General features: G+C 51.3%; 19 protein-coding genes and 1 tRNA gene. 9 read left to right on the top strand and 11 right to left on the bottom strand.

The window, feature by feature from the left end; all coding sequences use genetic code 11:
- Positions 1–18: 18 nt before the first annotated feature.
- From HBUT_RS06220 to HBUT_RS06200, 5 genes are all read right to left on the bottom strand, one after another.
- Positions 19–2,682 carry an AAA family ATPase gene (locus tag HBUT_RS06220; protein WP_011822345.1) on the bottom strand — a complete coding sequence of 888 codons (2,664 nt, stop codon included), beginning with the start codon at positions 2,680–2,682 and terminating at the stop codon, positions 19–21.
- On the bottom strand, positions 2,679–3,902 hold the full coding sequence (locus HBUT_RS08995) for a DNA repair exonuclease (protein ID WP_011822344.1): 1,224 nt from the start codon (positions 3,900–3,902) through the stop codon (positions 2,679–2,681). Before HBUT_RS08995 ends, HBUT_RS06220 begins: the two co-directional genes overlap by 4 nt.
- Positions 3,903–3,922: 20 nt before the next feature.
- On the bottom strand, positions 3,923–5,434 hold the full coding sequence (locus tag HBUT_RS06210; protein ID WP_011822343.1) for an ATP-binding protein: 1,512 nt from the start codon (positions 5,432–5,434) through the stop codon (positions 3,923–3,925).
- A 77-nt stretch (positions 5,435–5,511) separates the two neighbouring features.
- Complete coding sequence (locus tag HBUT_RS06205) at positions 5,512–6,093, bottom strand: THUMP domain-containing protein (protein WP_011822342.1); 582 nt, start codon at positions 6,091–6,093, stop codon at positions 5,512–5,514.
- Positions 6,094–6,096: 3 nt separating this feature from the next.
- Entirely contained in the window at positions 6,097–7,290 is a 1,194-nt protein-coding gene (locus HBUT_RS06200; protein WP_011822341.1) for a radical SAM protein, read from the bottom strand.
- Between the two features lie 88 nt (positions 7,291–7,378).
- On the opposite strand from HBUT_RS06200, the gene cysS reads away from it, so the two are divergent.
- Positions 7,379–8,851, top strand: coding sequence for a cysteine--tRNA ligase (gene cysS / locus HBUT_RS06195; RefSeq protein ID WP_011822340.1), 1,473 nt, complete (start codon positions 7,379–7,381; stop codon positions 8,849–8,851).
- On the opposite strand, the gene HBUT_RS06190 is transcribed toward cysS, so the two are convergent.
- On the bottom strand, positions 8,826–9,449 hold the full coding sequence (locus HBUT_RS06190; RefSeq protein ID WP_011822339.1) for an SAM-dependent methyltransferase: 624 nt from the start codon (positions 9,447–9,449) through the stop codon (positions 8,826–8,828). The genes cysS and HBUT_RS06190 overlap by 26 nt on opposite strands.
- A gap of 124 nt (positions 9,450–9,573) precedes the next feature.
- On the opposite strand from HBUT_RS06190, the gene HBUT_RS06185 reads away from it, so the two are divergent.
- The 5 genes from HBUT_RS06185 (at position 9,574) to speD (ending at position 11,831) form a co-directional block, all read left to right on the top strand.
- The gene (locus tag HBUT_RS06185; protein ID WP_011822338.1) at positions 9,574–9,858 is read left to right on the top strand and encodes a TIGR00304 family membrane protein; all 285 of its coding nucleotides are present in this window, start codon (positions 9,574–9,576) and stop codon (positions 9,856–9,858) included.
- Between the two features lie 19 nt (positions 9,859–9,877).
- Positions 9,878–10,438 carry a hypothetical protein gene (locus HBUT_RS06180; RefSeq protein ID WP_011822337.1) on the top strand — a complete coding sequence of 187 codons (561 nt, stop codon included), beginning with the start codon at positions 9,878–9,880 and terminating at the stop codon, positions 10,436–10,438.
- 127 nt (positions 10,439–10,565) lie between these two features.
- Positions 10,566–10,940 (top strand): hypothetical protein, encoded by a 375-nt coding sequence (locus tag HBUT_RS06175; protein WP_011822336.1) that lies wholly within the window; start codon positions 10,566–10,568, stop codon positions 10,938–10,940.
- Between the two features lie 138 nt (positions 10,941–11,078).
- Positions 11,079–11,288, top strand: coding sequence for a hypothetical protein (locus tag HBUT_RS06170; RefSeq protein ID WP_011822335.1), 210 nt, complete (start codon positions 11,079–11,081; stop codon positions 11,286–11,288).
- 114 nt (positions 11,289–11,402) lie between these two features.
- On the top strand, positions 11,403–11,831 hold the full coding sequence (speD, locus tag HBUT_RS06165; protein ID WP_011822334.1) for an adenosylmethionine decarboxylase: 429 nt from the start codon (positions 11,403–11,405) through the stop codon (positions 11,829–11,831).
- A gap of 134 nt (positions 11,832–11,965) precedes the next feature.
- On the opposite strand, the gene HBUT_RS06160 is transcribed toward speD, so the two are convergent.
- Both HBUT_RS06160 and HBUT_RS06155 read right to left on the bottom strand, forming a co-directional pair.
- Entirely contained in the window at positions 11,966–12,205 is a 240-nt protein-coding gene (locus HBUT_RS06160) for a DUF2283 domain-containing protein (protein ID WP_011822333.1), read from the bottom strand.
- A 108-nt stretch (positions 12,206–12,313) separates the two neighbouring features.
- Entirely contained in the window at positions 12,314–13,093 is a 780-nt protein-coding gene (locus HBUT_RS06155) for a CBS domain-containing protein (protein ID WP_048061515.1), read from the bottom strand.
- 87 nt (positions 13,094–13,180) lie between these two features.
- Between HBUT_RS06155 and HBUT_RS06150 the strand changes: the two genes are divergently transcribed.
- Positions 13,181–13,507 carry a DUF167 domain-containing protein gene (locus tag HBUT_RS06150; protein ID WP_011822331.1) on the top strand — a complete coding sequence of 109 codons (327 nt, stop codon included), beginning with the start codon at positions 13,181–13,183 and terminating at the stop codon, positions 13,505–13,507.
- Positions 13,508–13,565: 58 nt separating this feature from the next.
- Positions 13,566–15,551 (top strand): arginine--tRNA ligase, encoded by a 1,986-nt coding sequence (locus HBUT_RS06145; RefSeq protein WP_011822330.1) that lies wholly within the window; start codon positions 13,566–13,568, stop codon positions 15,549–15,551.
- Positions 15,552–15,554: 3 nt separating this feature from the next.
- On the opposite strand, the gene HBUT_RS06140 is transcribed toward HBUT_RS06145, so the two are convergent.
- Positions 15,555–17,255: a M28 family peptidase gene (locus HBUT_RS06140; protein ID WP_011822329.1), complete on the bottom strand. Its 1,701-nt coding sequence runs from the start codon at positions 17,253–17,255 to the stop codon at positions 15,555–15,557.
- Positions 17,256–17,361: 106 nt separating this feature from the next.
- Between HBUT_RS06140 and HBUT_RS06135 the strand changes: the two genes are divergently transcribed.
- A tRNA-Arg gene (locus HBUT_RS06135) sits at positions 17,362–17,439 on the top strand.
- 73 nt (positions 17,440–17,512) lie between these two features.
- Here the strand turns inward: HBUT_RS06135 and HBUT_RS06130 are convergent.
- Positions 17,513–18,124, bottom strand: coding sequence for a nitroreductase family protein (locus tag HBUT_RS06130; protein WP_011822328.1), 612 nt, complete (start codon positions 18,122–18,124; stop codon positions 17,513–17,515).
- 1,382 nt (positions 18,125–19,506) lie between these two features.
- Positions 19,507–20,403, bottom strand: a complete 897-nt coding sequence (locus HBUT_RS06125) for a VIT1/CCC1 transporter family protein (RefSeq protein ID WP_228546725.1) — start codon at positions 20,401–20,403, stop codon at positions 19,507–19,509.
- Between the last annotated feature and the right edge of the window lie 220 nt (positions 20,404–20,623).

The following is a 20,623-nucleotide window of genomic DNA, read 5'->3' as shown; positions in this document are numbered from 1 at the left end:
TGTGCCCCTCACGGCTCCTTAAACCTCTATAACTCTATCAGCAACATCCTCAACCTCCCGGTCATGCGTAACAACTATCATTTGTGCTAGCCCTGTAACACTCAGACTCTGCTTAATGATGTTCACTAGCTCTCTACGCTTCTCAGCGTCAAGGTGTACAGTGGGCTCATCCATTATGAGTGACTCTATGCGGCTCCCAACTAGCCTTGCTAGAGCCAGCCTATATGCTATAGCTAGCGCTATCTTTTCACCTCCACTGAGCATCGAGACGGTCTTCTCGCCAGCCCTCGTAATCAGCGTAACACTGTACTCATCGTCCAGTTTTACATCGACAAAGTCTATGTTAAAGGCTGAGAGTATCTGGCGCAAATGGTACTCAAGACTATTACGGATGGCCTGACGGACAATCCTCTGTAAGCCCTCAGGGCCTATAACGGCACGGATACGCTCCAGCGCTCTCTTTGCATGGCTATAACGCTCGAGCTTCTCGCTAACACGTCTATACTCTTCCTCAACGAGCTTAAGCCTTTTTACACTCTTCTCCAGCTCGTCCACTATCCCGCGGAGCTTTGAGTACTCAGCTACCTTCTCACGATACCTCTCCTCAAGGCTCTCGACGAGGCTTCTCAACTTCTCATACTCCTCTTCGATGCCCTTAAGCTCCTCAAGCCTCCCAGCAACACTGTTATATTCCTCCTCGTAGTCCTCAAGCCTCCTCCTAACCTCGTCAAGTCTCCTTTCAAGCTCGGGTCTCCTTGAAGCCTTACTCCTCAGCTCAGCCACCATCTCGAGAAGGTGTGAAACCCTTTCCTCAAGCTCATCCAGGCCACTAGCATCAACCCCAAGCTCTCCAAGTAAAGTACCAATCTTCTCATCAAGTCTCCTAAGCTCCTCGCGGAGTCGCTCAGCTTCTACCCTACGCTTCTCAAGCTCTTCAAGCCTACGCTTGAGAACCCTATACTCTACAACTGCCTGCCCAAGCTTCTCCAGCTCCTTCCTAGCCTCCTCGTACTCTTTATGCTTTTCAAAGAGTTCGAGTCGCCTCTCGCTAAGCTTAGCCTGCTCAGTACGTAACTCCTCAAGCCTAGCCTCGAGCTGGCTAACCTGGCTAACAAGCTCGCGAATCTTCTTCCCAAGCTCCCTTATACGCTCCCTCTGTTGTTCAAGCCTCGTTATCTCTGCCTCTATGGTCTGCTTTTGCGCTTCAAGTCTCTTAATCTCGGTCTCCACGCCTCTTTTTTCACTCCTAAACTTCGAGATAAGCGTCATTCGGTGCTCCTCCGTTAGGGGGCGGCCGCAGAGAGGGCACCTTCCACTAGCACTCGTAAGCTTCAACAGTATGCCCTCAATGTACTCCTTCTCGTTCAGCTTAGCACTAACTTGGCCTACAACAGCCTCCTTCCTTGCTCGCAGCTGCTCGATTCTCTTATCAATGTCGTGTACAAGAGAGTCTATAAACTCAAGTAGCTTGGAGACTTCGCTGGGTGGTTCCACGGGCAGGCTTGACTGAAGCAGAGCATATAGCTTTGACCTAGCCTTATCTCGCTCCTCTTCAACGCGCCTAATGTCTTTCTCAATATTCTCCAGTTGTTTTTCCACAATCATGTACTCCCTATTTACATCTTCTAGCTCCCGGAGCTTCTCCTCTAGCTCTTCATACCTCCTAACAACCTCTTCGAGATTTCTTAACATATCCTCATCAGCTTCAAAGTTTTCAAGTCCTTTCTCGATGGCCTCAAGGTGAGCTTCAAGTTGTCTCCGCTTCACTAGCAGTTGCCTAACCTCACGCACTTTCCTCGCAACCTCTAAAGCGCCACGAAGAGCTTCAAGTTCTTCCTCAGCTGCTCTTGCCTCCCTATACTCTCTCTCAAGCTCAGCAAGACGCTCCTTATCCCTCTTAATAGCCGCCTCGAGCAACCCGAGACGATAGTTGAGATCCTCGTACTCTCTCCTAAGCTCTTCAACTCTTTCAAGCTCGTGCTTGGCCTCATCGAGCTTTCTACGTACCTCCTCCAGCTCAGCACTAACCCTCTCCAGCTCCCTCCTTGCCTCTTCATACCTTGCAGCCTCCTCTCGTAGCCTCTTCAACTCCCTCTCAAGCTCAATGTGTCTTCCACGGTAGTATTCTAGCCTCCTAGAAACCCTGCTTATGAGATCCCGCATTCTATCATAGGTTTTCTCCATTGCTCGCAGCTTTAGAAGAGTATTAATCGCCTCTATCCGAGCCTTCTTGTCTACGAGTATCTTTTCTATCTCACCCTGCCTAGTAACCATGATCACATCTGCTAGCTGTGGGTCAAAACCAACAATTCTGGCTATCTCTCTAGAAACACTCTCAACTCCGCGCGCAACAAGCCGGGGCTTACCATCCTCGAGAAGGTAGAGAGTTGCCTGAGTAGGTGTTGCGCCACGATACACTGTTTTATGTACACGGTAACGTTTCTTGCCAACGCTGAACTCTACTATTATTTTTGCAGCAGGAGCACCGAGGCGTATGAGGGGCTCCTTCTTGTTGCGAGTATCGCGCGAGTGTATGTTGAATAGTGCATATGTTATGGCGTCAACGATGCTTGTCTTGCCTGCACCATTGGGTCCAACTACGGCTACTATGCCTCTGCCAAGCTCGACTTTGGTGTAGCGATGGCTGAGGAAGTTCTCCAGCTCAACAGCCTCTATGATCATAGTAGACCAGCCTCCCTATCAAGGCCAAACTCTTGCGCAACAATACTGTAGGCCTCCTTGAGCGCATGCTTCTCGGACTCGCCTCCAAGGATTTCAATGAGTTTTACTGCTAGCTGTGCTAGCTCGTCGTTTCCGAGAAGCTCCCGGAGTATATTCTCAATGTTTATAGTGGCGGCTGCACTCTGCACAGTCTTCGGCACATTCTCTATCACTGTCTCAATGTTAAGCTTGTAGTCTAGGATGTAGCTTCCCAGAATCCTCTCGACGAGTGTGTAGATATCTGTCTTCGAGCCCCTTGGTAACCGCTTCACGTACATGTATAGTAGAGGCTTCTTCACTCCCTTAGCTGCCATCTTTGCAAGCTTCTCCCGAAGCTCCACGAGCAAGCTCTTAAACTCGGCAAGGCCTTGATAGATGATCTCCTTGTAAACTATGGGCCTTGGCATCTCCAGCCTTATTCTTTCAAGTGATTTTGTTGAACGTTGGTCTACCTCTACGAGTACAACATAGCGCTGAGGCTGTTCGCGAGCCTCATCAATCCTTAGGACTTCGGGCGAGCCAGGGTATACCACTGCAGCATCTCCTAGCCTAAACTCGCGGTAGAGATGTATGTGTCCTAGCGCGTAGTATGAGAATCCCTTGGGAAGTTCGCCCAGTTCAACCTCGTAGTTGGGGGCGACCTCGCGGAGAGCCTGGTGGAGCAAGAGTATGTTCACAGTGCTCCTATCGCGGGGGACAAGCTGTTTAAACGCATCAAGCAAATGTTTCCTGGCATGGAGTCCCTTCTGGCTCCTTATACCGCTAACAAGTAAGCGACCATGTCTTGTATCAATTTGTATGGTTGTCGGCTTATCTCCGATGGCTCCTATAGTGTATGCCAGCCCGACCTCATCGAGCTCGGTGAGGGGTGAGAGGTTTGCACGCTTAGGAGTGTCGTGGTCACCCGCGAGAACTATGAAGGGTATACCATGTCCTCTTAGTTTCTTAAGCGCTCTTATTGCAGCCCTTATGGCTTGTGCTGGTGGCCTTGTAGAGTCAAATAGGTCGCCAGTATGTATGACTGCATCTACATGTTCGCGGATTGCTATATCGATTACCTCCTCGAACACCTGGTAGAAGTCCATTTCTCGCTCTATAATGCCGTACTGTCGGTAGCCAAGATGAGTATCAGACACGTGAAGCAAGTGTAGATGCTCCACGCTATAGTCAGCCTCCGTCATATCCCCTCCTAGGGGTGTTACTACATGAGGTTTGATAGTACATCTTCTATTGTGGACTCTTCGGCCTCGGATTCCTGGCTCATATGGTTCTGCCACTCGGCCACAACGTCTATATCGCTGCCGCCGAGAGGACCTGGGTACTTGTCTATCTTAACCAGCGCCGGGACGCGGATGAGGGGCCCTATTACTATTGCCTCGCCCGTGTTTAGCGCTGGAAGCTGTTCAACAAGGTCATCGGTAAGGGATTCGCTTGCGGCTTGTATGTAGCGCTGGTCGCTTGGTTCGACAATCCGAAGCACTATAAGGTTATTCGCCTGGCTAAGAATATCCGGGTCAAGTGTTTTGGGGCGCTGGCTTACAAGCATGAGGCCTACTCCGAATTTCCTCCCTTCCCTAGCTATCCTTGCCAGCCAGTACTTCGACAAGGTGTCTTCATCCTTTGGCGCTAGTATGTGCGCCTCCTCAACTACTATGAGGATAGGGTATGGTAATCTACTCTTCACGCCGAGTTTGTGTAGCTTTCTCTCCCATAGCACCTTTCGCAGTAAATGGCTCGCGGTAACGTCTATGGCGTCCCGGTCAAGCCTACTCAGGTCAACAACGTTTGCATAACCTGGTCTAATCCTTGCAACTATGTCCGCAGCCTCGTCGTCAAGTATGTCGCTATAGCGGTCCTTTACGCTCTCAATCTTGTTTATGACTGCGTTTATGGCCGTGACCTCCTCTCTTCGGCTAGTACCGAGCTTCTCCAGCTCCTCAGCAAGCTCGTCAAGGAAGCCCTTGGTGTGTACGCTGCGCTGTTCGAGCCTGCGCAGAGCCTTGCGGAGAACACGCTCCTGGTTATAGAACCTGTGCTCTATGCCCAGTAGCGTCATAAGCTCAGCTATGGATAAGTGGCGTGGGTTAAGCCGTGGCTCGATAATATTTACCCTTCCCCCTCCAAGGTTTGAGGCTAGGTACTCGCCGTGAAAGTCTAGGATTACTACTGTTCCGCCTATCCTTACAAGCCTGTCAACAATAACTGCTACTGTGTTACTCTTGCCAGCACCAGTTATGGCTAGTATGGCGGTATGCCTAGTAACAAGCATGTTTACATTCACGTTAACTTGTACGTCGGGTCTGGAGGCGAGAACACCGAGCCTAATGTAGTAGGGCTCCTTGCCCCCAAACACCTTCTCAAGAACTGCTCTTGGCGCTTTATACACACGTGCACCTGGAAGCGGTGGTAGCCGCGGTAATTTCAAATCCTCAAGTCTGCCTAGCAGTCTTGCGATGCATTCAAAGTAAACGTCGCCTCTCAGTTCATCGCCGAGTCTCTCAATGAGTCGTGGGTCGAAAGCTGTAGACATGAATGCAAGTGTCATACTCTTCGTTCCAACGCGTTCTACGAGACCTAGTACATAGCCTTCGGGAGACTCGACAACAACATAGTCTCCAATTGGGGGTGGATTCGTCGAAACGAAGCGGACAATACTTGGTGTAGCATTATCAATGGTGAAGCCGACCACCTCTCCTGGCTGCTGGCGGCTCAATAACTGTCCTCCCCATAGAAGCTAATACATGGACTACCCTTCATAGGACCCTACTAGGGTTTAGGGCTCCTAGCCCTCTAGGCTGGGGGCCACTCTACCCTACAGACGCCTCCGCCATGGTGCCTCGAGTAGATGGTGCAGGGTGGCGCAACTGTTACAGCTGCATAGCTTAGTGAGCGGGTTAGCCTTACAACCTTTACAAGCACGAGTATCCTCGGATTGTCCAGGTCTACGGGTAGATCTATGTTCTCTGCTATCGCTTCTATGGCTTCCCTCTTGTGGAGCTTTCTCTCAGTCTCCCTGCTGTAGAGATAGCCCTCAAGCCTCACTGCAAACGTGTCGCCAGGCTTAGCTCTCTCCCGGATGAGTTCTGCGATGAGAGGAGCGACAGACTCCACGTAGGGTGGCGTGTTGTAATCAACAGGTATCATGCGGAGTATGGGGTCATCCTCTGAAAGCTTTTCTGCAGCAGCTTGTACAGCCTGGTAAGGGTTTCCATAGACCTTCCCGAGTATGAGGAACTGTGCTACGTCAAATACCCGGAAGCCCGGTATGATGCTCCGGAGAAGCCGTATAGCATCATCCTCCCGATGTGTGCCAGGCTCATAGGCTATGACTAGGTTGAATAGACGGTACCGTCCAGCCTGCTCGCCTGTCACAGCCTAGTCCTCCTCATACGCCTCATACCCCTTGCCACGTAGGCCGGGAGCTATAACAGTTACAGTCCTCTTTGTCAGAGTTTCAAGCCACGACTGGATTATATTCCTCGTCTTTGCCTCAAGCCTTGAGCCGCACCGGACTAGCACCCGGAATCCAGAGATCCTCACACGGGGCTTTCTGCAGCCCAGAAGCTCTGCAGCCTCAGCAACCTCCTCCTCCACGAGTCGCGGGAGTAATTTCGGATTACCACAAGGGCCCCAGATGCATGCATGGCATGCAAGGCCATGGGACCTTATGTTTGCTGAGCAGCTACTGGGCAGAACCCTTAGCCCGTAAGCCCTAGCTTTACGGGCCACGAGGTTCTTCAGGTCCGTTTCGCGTATCGCAACCTGGTCGCGGCTACTGCGGGGCTTCCTTGGCAGCCTCCTCTCGATCTCAGCCATGTCGACGATGCGAGAGGCTCGGAGCCTACGTATGATTCCTGGTGTTACACGGAGACTGCCTGGAACAATGGTGCGTACTCCTGCCCTGGCTGCAGCCGATAGTATCGCATCAAGCTCCCTATCAGTCACACCAGGTATTATAGGGCGCAGGAAGAGAGTTACATTAATACCTCGCTCTACGAGCATGCGTGCAAACTCAAACCTCTCCATAGGTGGTGGTGCTCTAGGCTCGAGGATATGCGCCTTCGAGATCGTAGTAATGGTTATGAGTATGTTTGCTCTCGGCTCTAGTGCTTCGGTGAACCTCTCAAAAAGCTCTCCCTGAACCACGAGTTTTGTTGAAAGCTGTTGTGGGTTTCCAAGGTAGTTGCGTGTATGCCGTAGATACTCTATGGTTTGCTCTACGGTTTCAGGTAGCAGTGGCTCGGTTACAGAGCCGAAGGCTAGCAGAGTACCGTCGGGGCCGGGTACAAAGTATGGATTGAGGACTAGTGCGTAAACCAACTGTAGGCCGTTGAGAGGGTATGGTCTAGGCTTAAGCGGAAATCCCATGTCGGGTACGTAGCAGTAAAGGCAGCCCACATTACAGCCCACGCCGGTATGAATAGTCATGCCGCATGGTCGGGGCCTACGGTATGCATGGTGGTCCCGTCTTGCAGTCTCGCGTTCTCTAGGTTCGAGCTTAGCTTCCAGCGTCTCAGCAAGCCTCGCCTTAAGCTTCTGTAGCGCTTCCAGCCTCGCCGGCAGCTTCACCTCTTTTACACCCGTGGAAGAGTTCAGCGTTAGAGTTTTATGCAGGTTTCCAGGGCCACCACTCCACGCCTAGGGGCGTGAGACTATTGTGCAGAACTACCCCGTACTAAGCTACATAGAACTACCTCCCATACGGGTCCGTAACACATTTGGAGGTAAACTTGAGGAGTTTAAGCCCCTAAGGCCCGGCTTAGTGCGCATGTATGTCTGCGGCCCAACAGTCTACGACTACACACACCTCGGCCATGCTAGAACCTACGTGGCATTCGATGCCATCAAGAGGTATCTGAGGTTAAGAGGCTACAATGTCTACCATGTACAGAACATAACAGATATCGATGACAAGATTATCAACCGAGCACGTGAGGAGGGTAAGGACTGGCGCGAGATAGTCGAGACATACGCTAAGGACTACTTTGAGGGGCTCCGCGCGCTCCGCATAAAGATAGACATGCATCCCCGCGTCACTAGCCATATACGCGAGATAATAGAGTTCATAGAAGGTCTCATAGACAAGGGCTACGCCTACGTAGCGCCAAGCGGCAGCGTATACTTCGAGGTAGACAAGTATCCAGACTATGGAAGGCTTAGCGGTCGCTTCCACCCCGAGGAGTGGCGCCAGGAGGAGGACGTGCTAAAGGAGAAGAAGAACCCATACGACTTCGCTCTCTGGAAGGCGTGGAAGCCGGGCGAGCCATACTGGGAGGCGCCCTGGGGCCGGGGGAGGCCGGGCTGGCACATAGAGTGCAGCGTAATGGCATCAAGGTATCTTGGAGACCAATTCGACATACATGGTGGCGGCCAGGACCTCATATTCCCGCACCACGAGAACGAGCGAGCCCAGAGCGAGGCATACTTTGGCAAGAAGCCCTGGGTGAGATACTGGCTGCACACGGGCTACCTCACAATACGCGGCGAAAAAATGAGCAAGAGTCTAGGCAACATTATACCGCTAAGAGAGGCGTTGAAGAAGTGGAGCCCCGAGACGCTCCGCCTCTGGATACTAAGCGCCCACTATAGAACACAGTTAGACTTCTCTGAGGAATCGCTAGAGCAGGCAAAAGCAAACCTCCGAAGGCTGCGTGGGGCCCTACAAGGCCTACAGAGGATCATCGAGGAGGTAGACCCCCAGTCAAGGCTAGGTGATAGCGAAGCAAAGCTTGTCAACACAGTGCTGACGCTCTACAAGGAGTTCCACGAGGCCATGAGCAATGACTTCAATACTTCCCGCGCGCTAGCAGCAGCGCTAAAGCTCGTAAAGACTGTTAACGCCGAAATTCTGCCAGCAGAAAACTATACAGCAGCCATCCTAGCCTACAGGACACTACTAGAGTTCAACGAGGTATTCGCAGTGCTCGACGACATTGTATATGGTGTAGCTCAACAAGCCCAAAAGCTGGTCGGTAAGCTCGTAGACCTCATAGTTAAGGTCAGAGCCGAGCTTAGGGCGAGAAAGATGTACGAGCTGGCAGACAACATTCGGGCAGAACTCGGAGAGCTAGGCATAAAGCTCTATGATTATCCTGGAGGCAAAACTACTTGGAGATTTGAGGAAGGCTAATAACTATATTTGCCCCCTTTCTCCTAGCGGCTTCAAGGTCGAGTCTCCTAAGTGCGCTCCTCAGGGCCTCTTCCATAGCTTCACTGGCTGTGCCTATATCCGAGACTCCGCGCACATAGATGTAGAATACCCTTTGCCAAGACCTCTCAAGTTCAATGGTTGCAACTGGGTTCCAGCCAGGTATCGGAAAGTCTAGCGATACTAAAAGAGTGCCAATCCTAAGCTCGTGTTCGAGCTTTGGCCTCAACTTCTGATTAACACTAGTCAAAAGATACATGTATACTATGTTTGCATCCCTTAGGTCTACCTTGAAGAAGTCAGCCTCAACAATATCAACTAGCCCCCTAACGCCCTGCTCCTCGGCAAGCTTCCTAGCCCTCTCCACAAGGTCGCGACGTAGCTCTACGCACCTAACCCTCACGTGGGGAAACTTTGATGCTATCGTCACTGCTACCCTGCCATCCCCGCAGCCGATATCATATACGACGTCGCCAGGTTTTGGCCGAAGCACTGTTACGAGGTACTCTATAACCTCGTTGCGTGTCGGAACCCACGGCACAGATGGTTGGTAATCGTAGTTGAAGCCAAATAGCGTCAAGGAAGCCCCCCACCACTCCCGACTAGCTCCATATATCCGGTAAACCAATAACTTTATGCACGCACGGCAGGAAGTCTAGTTGGATAGGGGTATATAGGCTGGCTTTCAAGGGGCTGGAGAAGCCTTGGAGTTTACGCCGGCCAAGTTAGTGCCCGTAGGCATAGCCTTAATCTTCATAGGCGTCCTACTAGTGTTTCTTGGCATCTTCCTCTCAGCGTTCAGAGCTGGCGGCAAGACGGAGTATGGTGGCATAGTATTTATAGGCCCTATACCGATAATCTTTGGGTCGAACAGTGATATGGTTAAGATAGCTGTTATAGGCGGCATAGTGTTAATGGCACTTGCAGTACTGTTAATGCTCCTTCCCTACTTGCTAGCTAGACATGTAGCACTACCACCTACACGGTAGGCTTGGGGAGTGTAGGAAGTTGAGGGAAGCTGGTATAGATGCTAGTGTAGAAGAGATACTCCTACGGGCGGATAGGCGTGTCCTCCGTAGCCTATCACAGCGTGCACGATGTATGATACTCATACTACGAATACTACAGACGACCGGTAAAGCGGCAAGAGAGGATCTGCGAGCATATATCGAGTCCTATGGTTTCAGATGCGGTAGGCTAGACGAGATAGTAGATATGCTCTCATTTTATGGTGTTGTTGAGTGTAATGAGTACTGTAAACTCACCGATGTAGGTGAGGATTTGGCAGCTGCGCTACAAGAGTTTCTGGAGAGCCTACGCTCGCTAGCCTACAATGTTGTTGAGGGCGTGGCGTCGGAGAACGATGTAGTTGCAAGTCTCGTAACGGTTTTTGCTAGTACGCTAGGCTTCATAGACGTCTATGTTGAAGAGCCATCTCTAGCGCCAATCTATATACCCATACACCTCTACGTAAGTGGTCTCTCTACTGTGGTTCTGGCACAGCTTGCAAGGGTGAGTGTGCAGGTATACGATGTTGTAAAGAGGTTTCTCGAAGAGCCGGTGGGGTAACAGTAGTCCCACAAGCTTATTCTTTAGTCTTGTTTCTCCCTAGAAATGTTGCTAATTAAAGTTAACACGGTGAATGGTAATATTTATCAGAAACGCTTCGTCAACTCTAGTTAATGGGTGGAAACGTATGAGCATAGAGCTAAACGTCCTATACGAGGACGAAGAACTAGTCGTAATGAAGGCTCCAACCGACGAGGAGTTGATAGAGCTAGTATACAAGTTCATACGAAACAAGGGTCGGCCTGTAACGTGGAAGGAGCTAAGGGAAGCATTCAGCGGGATAGCTGGCGAGGATAGGCTGAGGAAGGCGCTGTCAAAACTGAGGCAGCGTGGCGATATCGTAGAGCTACGTGGAGGCCGCTACGCAACGCCAGACATGCCGGGCGTCATGGAGGAGCTAGAGGAGCGTAGGAGAAAGCGCATGCTGAGAGAAGCGCTAAGCCTAGAGTGGAGCATGTATGGCTCGTCAAGGAGGAGGCTAGCATATACAACGACTGTCTAAAGATAGTAGAAGACTGGAGAAAGCGTTAGAGCCTCCCACATCTTAATTTTTTACTTTCCTAGACTGCACATCTTATCTTTTGGCCAGCAGCTTATATCGCGCGGTTAAGCATGTTATAATCCTCTACATGGTGAAGCTATGCCTGCTCGGAAGCAGAAGAAGACTGTACGGCTGCCAGAAATACTGGAACTAGCAAGGCCATCGAAGCCTGTGAGGTTTAAGGCAAAGGTTGTAAGCGGCATAGCAATACTCTATGGCGAAGATGGTGCTGTTGCGGTGGTACCTGTGGACGAAGTTTGTCGGCTCGCTGAGCGTCTAAACCTCATTGTTGAGGGGTTTAAGTGCTAGTTGTTGCGAGCTGGGGTTTATATGCTGGCTGCGTAAAGGTGAAAAACTCTCTTATGGCGGGGTTTCCTACACTCGGCGGCACAAATTTAACAAGCGAAAAGGTAGTGATGAGCAATGGCTGTGCAACAAAACGTAAAGAAGGGTGGTAGGGAGGCGGGCGGAGACCTTATCGTCGGTAAGCATGTCTATGGGAACCTCTATGGTGTTGACGAGGAGAAGCTCTGGGATGAGGAGTTGTTAAAGGACATCGTAGTAGAAGCTGCTAGAGTTGCAAACATGAACCTAGTGGACATTAAGACGTGGAAGTTTACTGGGTTCCATGGCGGTGTCTCTGTCATCGCCCTGGTGCTTGAGAGCCACATATCAATTCACACATGGCCCGACTATGGCTATGCTACTGTGGACGTGTACACTTGTGGTGCAAACAGTGATCCCTGGAAAGCGTTCAACTACATAGTATTGAAGCTAAAGCCGCGCTACTACATAGTACACTACGCAGATAGGAGCAGCATACCAGGCTACACGGAGAGCGAAAAACGTTAAAGAACCCTAAGCCTCAGAGACGGCCGCGGCTTCTTCATCGCGCTAAGGCTCGTTGAAACACGGCTCTTCATCGGCTAGCATCTTGGAACCATGGTAGGTAGCTGGGCACGGAGGATAGCGTCCTTAGCTGACAACTAGTATTTCTCCAGCCCTATTCTCCTCGAAAACTCGTTAACCGTTATGCTTAGCAGTTTATCCCCCTTAACTCCTACGATGATGTCTTCCCCTACTAGTAGAGCCTCCTCGGGCTCCTCGTTCTTATCGGCGAAGTATATGTAGAGAGTATCGGTTTGCCTATCATACTCTATCCAGAGTCTTTCAATGTCCTCCACATAGTATTGCTTAGGTCTTCTCTCTGCTAGGCCTTTCTCCATGCTTTGCACCACACAAGAGCCTCGCAGTTAGGAAGTATATTAACGCGGTGGCTAAGACCACGATCGGAGCTAGAGGGTAGACCGGCATAATGTGACGCCCTTCTCCTTCTAGCAGTGTTCATCCCTGTAGGCTCTCACTAGGTCGCGCTCGGTTAGTATGCTAATCTTGTCAGCGCTTCTAAGCAATATGGCGCGCTCGGGTATGGAGAGTATTGTTTCTGCAGCATTGGCTATACTAGCCGTGTCGGCATCAAGTATTGTTGCTGGTGTCGAGTACCTATATGCCTTCTCTAAGAGTGTTTCCATGTGAGGTCTCCTGGCTATAGCAAGGAGTAGGGACTGCATTGTAGCCATGTAGTAGTCCTCACCTACGCGTAGGGGTAGCCTCCTAAAACCATGCTCGTACATCCTACCCAGTGCCTCTATAATGGGTTCGTCGGGGTCACCGAGAATCACCTTACCGGTAGCATAACGGCTAGCTTGCGCGTCAAGCTTGAGGCTCTGCAATGCGTAGTCCAGCTCGGTTATGGCTCCCAGGAAAGAGCCTGAAGAATCTACAATTGGTAAGATGCCTATTCCCTTGCTCAGCATTATGCTAGCAGCTCTGCAGTAGTCAAGCGGGCCGGATACCACGTAGGGGGGCCTGCTCATAATACTGGCTACAACATCCCCAAGTATGGCATTCAGGTTGAGTGCTTCGACAGAGCCTGCAGCTTCAAAAGCTCTGACAATGTGTCTTGCAACATCCTTTACAGAGACGACGCCAATAATTATGCCGTCATCAATGACGATAGCGTGCTCTATGGACTTTACGGCTAGGAGCTTAACCAGCTTCGTAATAGGCATATGAGGCTCAACAATCTCGTAGAAACGGGGTCCCTGCAGCAACAACACCCGTTAGGCTGTATACAGTTAGCCACTAGTATGCTTTTATGAGAAGCCTACGTCGTCTTCCGGGTTTGGGGTGTAGTAGCGGTGGAGGAGGCACTCAGGAAACACATTACGGAGGGAGACGGTTACGTAGACGTAACCCTCTATGTTAAGCCCGAGGCATCATTTACCGGGCTGCGCATGGAGCTTGGCGAGCTGGTATTCTACACTGAGGAGTTAGACGTAGAGGGAAGGGTTAATGCAAGCATAGTAATGTTCTTCTCGAGGCTCCTAGGGGTTTCGCCCTCAATGATAGACATAGTATACGGTACGCGAGAGAAAACTAAGAGGGTTAGGATAAAGAACGTTACCTGGAATCAAGTCTTCGAGAAGATAGTTGAAGCCCTAAGAGAGTCCGAGGCTAGGAGCTAGACCATGAGATCCCCCTAGCCTTGTACCTTTACCACGTGTTGCGGGGTAGGCGGTTCCCTTGACAAAGGCGTCGCTGGAGGTTTACGCTAATACTCCGCACAAGCTGCTTGCTAGAGCTATTAGAGAAGCACTCTCATCATTCGACGTAGAGATTGATGGTAGGGAGGTAGAGTACATAGTATATGAGTCTCCCAACCCGGAGCTTGGAGACTATGGTGTACCACTGGCGAGGTTCGCGAAGAAATACCGTGTGGGTATCGGGGAGCTTGTAGAGAAAGTTAAGCAGGTACTCGCAGGAAGCACCATCGTAAAGGATGTATTATTTGTGCGTGGATACCTCAACATCAAACTGAATGCAGCGGAGGCTGCAAAGCTTATCTTCAACGCTGCTAGGCTTGACGGGGAGAGCTACGGTATTATCAAGACCGATAAGCCTATGCGCATAGTCATAGAGCACACGAGTGCTAATCCTGTACATCCACTACACATAGGGCATGCAAGAAATGCAAGCCTCGGAGATACTCTTGCGAGAATGTTGCGTGCAAGAGGCCACGTGGTGCAAACAAGGTTCTACATAAACGATCTCGGTCGCCAGGTAGCAGTAATGGCCTATGGCTACATTGCTGGTGGCTTCGAGGAGCCCCCGCCCGGTATTAAGCCTGACCATTGGATAGGCGCGATATACGCTATAACGCATACGTTGGCCGATATAGAGGAGGTTAAGAGGCAGGTAGAGGAGGCCAAGGCTAGTGGTGATGATGAACGGTACCGGGAGCTTCTACGGAAGCTAGACAGTCTTGTAGCAGATGCTGCACGGCTCCGCGAACAGTACCCCGATATCTTCGACAAGATCTCGGAGGCTGTTAGGGGGAGGGATGTTGGAGCAGAGATATCAAGGCTAATGAGGGTCTACGAGTACCGCGAGAACGAGGAGATAGTCCGTAAGGTTAGGAGAGTCGTCGAACTCTGCCTTGAGGGGTTCCGTGAAACCCTAAGTAAACTCGGCATAGAGTTTGATGTGTGGGACTGGGAGAGCGACCTAGCCTGGAGCGGCATGGTCTCAAAGATACTCGAAGAGGCGCGTAAGAGCCCCTATGCAACAACCTACAAGGGAGCCTTCGCCCTAAACTTAAAACCAGTGCTTCGCGACCCGATAGTGCGTAGTGTATTGGGCCTCCCCGAGGACTATGATGTGCCTCCGCTTATACTGCAGCGCAGCGATGGCACAACACTATACACGACACGCGACATAGCATACAGCATAAAGAAGTTCCGCGAATTTAATGCAGACAAAGTGTACAATGTGATAGCAGCCGAACAGAGGCTGGAACAGCTACAAGTAAGACTTGCACTCATAGCATTAGGGTATCGTCGCGAGGGTCTAAACACGATCCACTATGCCTACGAGATGGTAAACCTTCCAGGCCAGAAGATGAGTGGTAGGCGTGGCCGCTATGTAACCCTCGACGAGCTTGTTGAGCAAGCGATACGGGTGGCGCGGGAGGAGGTGGAGAAGAGGAGCCCTCACCTGTCAGCAGAGGAGAAGGAGCGGATAGCGCGCGCTGTCGGTGTTGCAGCTATGAGGTATGCACTAGTCTCGGTATCAGCACTGAAGCCCATGACGTTCGATCTGAGGGAGGCGCTAAACTTTGAGCGCAACAGCGCACCATACATCATGTATGCTCATGCGCGCGCCTCGAGTATACTATCCAAGGCGGCGGAGCGCGGTATCAGTCTGGACTGGGAATCCATAGAATATGCTGCGGCAGAGGAAAACCAGCTAAGGCGCAGTCTCATCCTACTAGCGCTCAGCTACCCCTACATATTCGCCAAGGCAGCGGACGAGCTGAAGCCGGAGTTAATAGTAGCCTTCCTTAACAAGCTAGCAGATTTGTTCAACAAGTGGTATGCCAGTGGCGATAGTGTGGTCAACGAGCCCGATAAAGGCAAGCAGATGTTCAAGCTAGCAATGGTATACACTGTAAAGAACATAGTGGCGAGCGGCCTCCGGCTGCTAGGCATAGAGCCCATAGAGAGAATGTAGGGCCTAGCCCTCATGCTTTCCGCTTGCAGCCCGCTGCTGGGGCTTAGCAGTCAGAGCCTTGACGACTAGATCGGCCTTTTTCTCGGCATGCTTGAGCCCTAGTACTCCCCTCGCGTAGAGCTCTACTACCCTACGCGATGCAGTACCGGAGCCTAGGACTAGTAAGCGCTGAAGCACCTTCTCACGATCATCCTCGAGTGCTTTGAGTAGCTCTCTATAGGCTTCTACGTGGCGGTGAGCGTAGAGGTAGAGCTTGCTCATGGGAGCCCTTAGAGAGAGTTCAAACTCAAATGGCCAAGGCGGTTCTGGTTGTCCGCCAGAAGCCAGTGCTTTAATGCGTGTAGAAGCGTGCTCTACCGCTAGCTTTTCAAGCTCAGCCGCGGCAGTCATGTCCAGAGGCTCGCCTGCATAAGCTCTTGCGGAGAGTTTTGAAGCTTGGTGCCTTGCCCAGAGCCCAGCAAGCTTAGCTGCCTTCTCGGGGCCTAGCCGTGCTAGTGCGGCTACGGCAGCAGCTATTGCGGCGGCAGTAGCGCGTAGCCTCTCAGCAGAGAGGTTGCCGGGCTCATCGAGGCTTGTATGGTAGTAGCGGTCCGGCCACTCGTTAACCATGCTGCCTGGTATGCCGAGCGAGATGGTCACATCGTGGTCGCTGCCAACACTGTAGAACTCGAAGCCAGCATAGCCCTCAACATGGCCTAGGAACACGTCAAGTAGCGGGTCGAGTGGAGACGCTAGCGGTAGAGGCGAAGCAACAAGGTGTAGAGAGCCGCCAGTAGCAGCGAGATCTGCAGCAACCATGTCCACGCTAACAGCTGCAACAACCTCTTGCGGGTCTACGATGTGCTGCGCAAAGACAGCCATACTGCCAGTATATTCTGGCACCACAATGCCGCATACGGAGAACCAGCTATCTCTGCCAAGAAGCTCCTTCAGCGCATAGAGAGCTTCAACAAGTACAGCCACACCACTAGCATTATCGTGAGCGCCGGGTCGTGGATGACAAGCATGCGCGTATAGTGCTATGCAGGGAGCACCCTCAGGCCCAACACGCGCAACAAGTATGGGGGTAGAGGGGAATCCATGATACTCAGACTCGACGGTAATGCGGACACGTTTACCAACAAGATTCATGGCAGTGTTGTACTCCAGGCTGACTGCAGGCACCCTAGGCTCTTCAATAAAGAATGCTGGGAAGAGCCCCCAATACCTTACACCAGGCCCCCTATGTGTACCAATTATGCCGGTAACACCGCGCTCAGCAAAGCGATAATATTTGTACGCGTCAAACTCTGGAGAGACAACGATATCATCCTCACCGGCATCAGCAGGCTCAGCAGCCAGGCGGACCCTCTCCTCAACACTACCCGGAGGAGAATGAACAACAACCGTAAGCGGTGTATCCTCCACAGAGGCAACAGTCTTCCAGCCACCAACATCCTCCCAAACCTCAACACGTCCACCGCCTAGACGCCAGCCACGCGGCTCACCAAAACCCCAAAACTCCCCAAGCCCCAGAGGCCCACGAAACACCTCCAACCGAACCTCGACGCCAAGCTCCTCAAGCACCTGGCCAACATGTTCAACAGCCACGACTATATCGTCGCCACCTTGTACACGGTGAAACCTGGCAAGACTAGCAACAAGCTCAAACCCACGAAGACCATCAACCAGTTTTAGGACATCAGAAAACAAGTCTACAGCCATAACACACTACCCCAAATGAAAACATAGTGCAAGCCGGCAAGACAAAAACATAAACACTAACCCCACCCCGGGAGAAATAACAAACACGGTAGCGCGCAGGATTTGTGGGCCCGTAGCCTAGCCAGGATAGGGCGCCGGCCTTCGGAGCCGGAGGTCCGGGGTTCAAATCCCCGCGGGCCCGCCATTCGAGACATCCTCGTGCTGCGTTTTCTGGCATCAATGAGGTGCTATAAGGAAGTACTAGATCTCATACTAGTTTAGCTCTCGGATGCTGGTTTTGGTAGCCTGCGGCCCCAGCCGTTATAGTGTACGGCTTCCTCAATGCTCATCCTGGGTTCCTTGCGCTTCTCTTCCGCGAGCTTGCCCACGGGGATTAATGCTTCTAGAGTGTAGTCCTCGGGTATCCCGAGGATCCTAGCCGCGGCCCTCGGGTTCGTGGGTGTGTAAGTGAGCGATGCCAAGCCCCTCTCCTCGAGTGCAAGGAGCAGGTAGCCTATAGCAAGCCACGTGCTTTCACGTGCGTAGGGCGCCTTCTTATAGGCGGCAACGGCTATGAGGTATGGAGCATCGGTAAGGAAGGGCTTCTCCCAAGTGATACCCCTATCTCTAAGCCATTCCTTGAACCACCCTGGTAGAGACTCGCTCCCATGGAACTTCTTCTCCCACCGCTCACATTCCTCTCTAAGCCTCCTCTTTACCTCCTCGTCGTCAACTATTATGAACCTCCAGGGTTGCCGATTAGCGCCCGATGGAGCCTCCAGCGCCGCCGAGATAGCGTATAGGATATCCTCGAGATTAACCGGGTCCCTACGGTAACGCCTAATACTACGCCTTCTCCTTGCAAGGCTGAATACACAGTTGGCGGCCAAGGGTTAACCGCCTCCTGGCGAGACTTTTTACTAGCACACCATTTTAATATAATGGGTTGGTTTGAATGCATGATAGTGCAGGAGGAACCCGTAAACAGCATCACCGTCTAAAATCGGGGCTCTCGAGTCTAGCTGAAGGAAAATCATGCAGCCTGTAGATCTTGTAATCGATACCGTGTTAAGAGAAATCCCTAAGCGTAGGGTTGCAGTAGACTTCGGGCTGGCACGGGCTACTTCATCATACCTCTTGCTAGGATATTTGGATATTTAATAATATATGCGGTAGATGCTGAGCTAGGGATGACGAGGATTCTAAAGGCTAAGTTGTAGTCTAGCAGTACAATCAATGTGATAGTAATTGAGGGTGAAGAGCTACCCTTAGATGGAAATGGAACACCGGTATTCTTATCAAACGTGCTGTATGCACATTCTATGCCACCACTTGAAGCTTGTATTTAGCCAAACAAGAGCCCTCACTGCCTTTTGACTATAGTCTCAGCAAGGCTGGCAACACAGCCAACATAGAGGAGGGCTGTATAAATGTCGGCAGAATCATACGCTTAACACTTTTCCCTTTCCACTCATGTTCTTGGCAACATACATTGCTAAGGCAATACTAACTATCAACATGGCTCATGATGAGACTTCGATTACATGTGTTATGCAGATTCCAGATATGCACTCTAAACCAATTTCATAGTGTAATAGCACGAGAAACGATACGACTGCAATGAATAGGTATAGTTCTACGATGAAGCCAGTAGGATACCCTTACCTTCATTGCAACGCAACTCTTTTTCTATATATGGAAAGTGTCGTAGGACTTGCTAAACCCGTAGCAAGCCCCAAGTAAATTCCTACGGTTACAAACAATGAGGCAAATTCATAATGTACACTGCAAGAACTACCGTAACTTTTCCACAAGTCCAACATAGTAATCCCAAAGCGCTGTTATACAAATCGATTTCCGGGCAGCGCCATAGCAGCTTGCAGGAACATGTATGTTTCTATGCGTAACAACTAGCAATACGTACGATCCACGCACTTAGCTGTACCATAAATCACATGTAGACCACACTGTACAGTCCTAAGTTACAAACTCGCACTAACACCAAGATCCAGCGTCTCTAACTTGATCCTTCCAGTCCACGCCAGAATGTACGGGTTCTCCTGGCAGCGGCTTCTGTGGATACCTCAGAACTTAATGACTCAGCCTTTGGCGTCTAAAGTAGTTGTAGCTGAGAAGCTTGGTGTAGTAGTGCTGGGGTTTTAGTGGTAACTGAAAAGTAATGGGTGTTGGCCCCAAGCTCTATCATGGAGAGTTGTTTGGGTTCCTTGTGGTAATGTGTGCAGATGATGTAGATAGGAGGTTGATGTAGTAGCTATTCTATTATGCCTTTTATGCCTAGTATCGTTCCTAGTAGTTCTCCGAAGGCGTAGCTTGCGGCTGCTGTGCCTAGGAGTAGGGCGGTGCTCTCGGCTAATTCTCTTGTGAATGGTTTCTCCTGGATTACCGTGCTATAGTAGGTGAAGGCTCCCGTCAAGGTGATCCCAACGAGTATGCTTGCTGTGAAGCTTAGCAGCATGCTTTTGGTGAGGAAGTAGGGTAGTGCTAGGAGGACTACGGAGAGTATGTAGCTTATCCCGGTTACTATGGCGCTTACGGGCGGGTTCTCCTCTTTGCTGTGTTTTGCTTGTATGTATGCTGCGCCGGCCATTGACATTGCGGCTGAGAAGCCTACGACGAGGCCGGCCACGCCGGCCACGATTGTGTTCGAGGTTGCGCCGAGGAAGCCTGTGTGTACACCGGTTATCTCGACTATTGCGTCTGCGAGGCCTAGGGCCACGTAGCCCAGGTACTTTATCCTGGCATCTTCAAGCTCCTCTAACAGCCTCCTCTCATGCTCCTTCTCATCCCTTATGATTTCCTCGAGCTTAGCCCTCTCGGCCCCCGGGAGGTGGAGAAGCATCTCCCTGTACTTCCGAATGGTTTCTCTTTCGCCCCGCTCTAGGAGTCGTAGCGTAAATGCTGGTCCGAGGAGCCGGTAGCCGGCAGCCATGAGGCCAACCCGGGGTCTTCCAACGCTACAGTCACGTCCGAGGAGCTTGCGCCAGAACAGGTAGTGCTCGTACTCCTGTTCCGCGATTTTTTCCAAGAGCTTCCGGCGGTGTGGATCCTTCTCAATCTCAGCTAGCGCCCGGTAAATCATGCTACTGTACAACTCATCCCGGCAAAACTCCTCGGCACTCCGAAGCAGCTCCCCTGGAAGCCCCACCACGTCCCTAGCCCCCCACGGCATTCAATGCGGTAACGCTAACGGCTAAATCCCCTACACCTAGACAGCTAGACGGCATCCCAGCCTTATCCGAGAAAAGCACTGCCCTGATACCGTCTAAGCGATACTGGTAGCGGGGTCCAGGGTTTCAGCTAATGCCTGGCTAGGAGTTAACACCTTAATACTCTTGGCTGATTTGGCTGTGCTGTAAGGTGGTTTGGGT

This window comes from Hyperthermus butylicus DSM 5456, from assembly GCF_000015145.1.
In the GTDB taxonomy this organism is placed as follows: domain Archaea; phylum Thermoproteota; class Thermoprotei_A; order Sulfolobales; family Pyrodictiaceae; genus Hyperthermus; species Hyperthermus butylicus.
This window is presented reverse-complemented; position numbering and strand designations above follow the sequence as displayed.

What these genes read in the sequence shown, in the direction of transcription:
- HBUT_RS06140 (WP_011822329.1), bottom strand. Translation starts at nt 17,255, where the DNA reads ATGGCTGTAGACTTGTTTTCTGATGTCCTAAAACTGGTTGATGGTCTT.
- HBUT_RS06160 (WP_011822333.1), bottom strand. Translation starts at nt 12,205, where the DNA reads ATGGAGAAAGGCCTAGCAGAGAGAAGACCTAAGCAATACTATGTGGAG.
- speD (WP_011822334.1), top strand. Translation starts at nt 11,403, where the DNA reads ATGGCTGTGCAACAAAACGTAAAGAAGGGTGGTAGGGAGGCGGGCGGA.
- HBUT_RS06220 (WP_011822345.1), bottom strand. Translation starts at nt 2,682, where the DNA reads ATGATCATAGAGGCTGTTGAGCTGGAGAACTTCCTCAGCCATCGCTAC.
- HBUT_RS06175 (WP_011822336.1), top strand. Translation starts at nt 10,566, where the DNA reads ATGAGCATAGAGCTAAACGTCCTATACGAGGACGAAGAACTAGTCGTA.
- HBUT_RS06170 (WP_011822335.1), top strand. Translation starts at nt 11,079, where the DNA reads ATGCCTGCTCGGAAGCAGAAGAAGACTGTACGGCTGCCAGAAATACTG.
- HBUT_RS08995 (WP_011822344.1), bottom strand. Translation starts at nt 3,902, where the DNA reads ATGACGGAGGCTGACTATAGCGTGGAGCATCTACACTTGCTTCACGTG.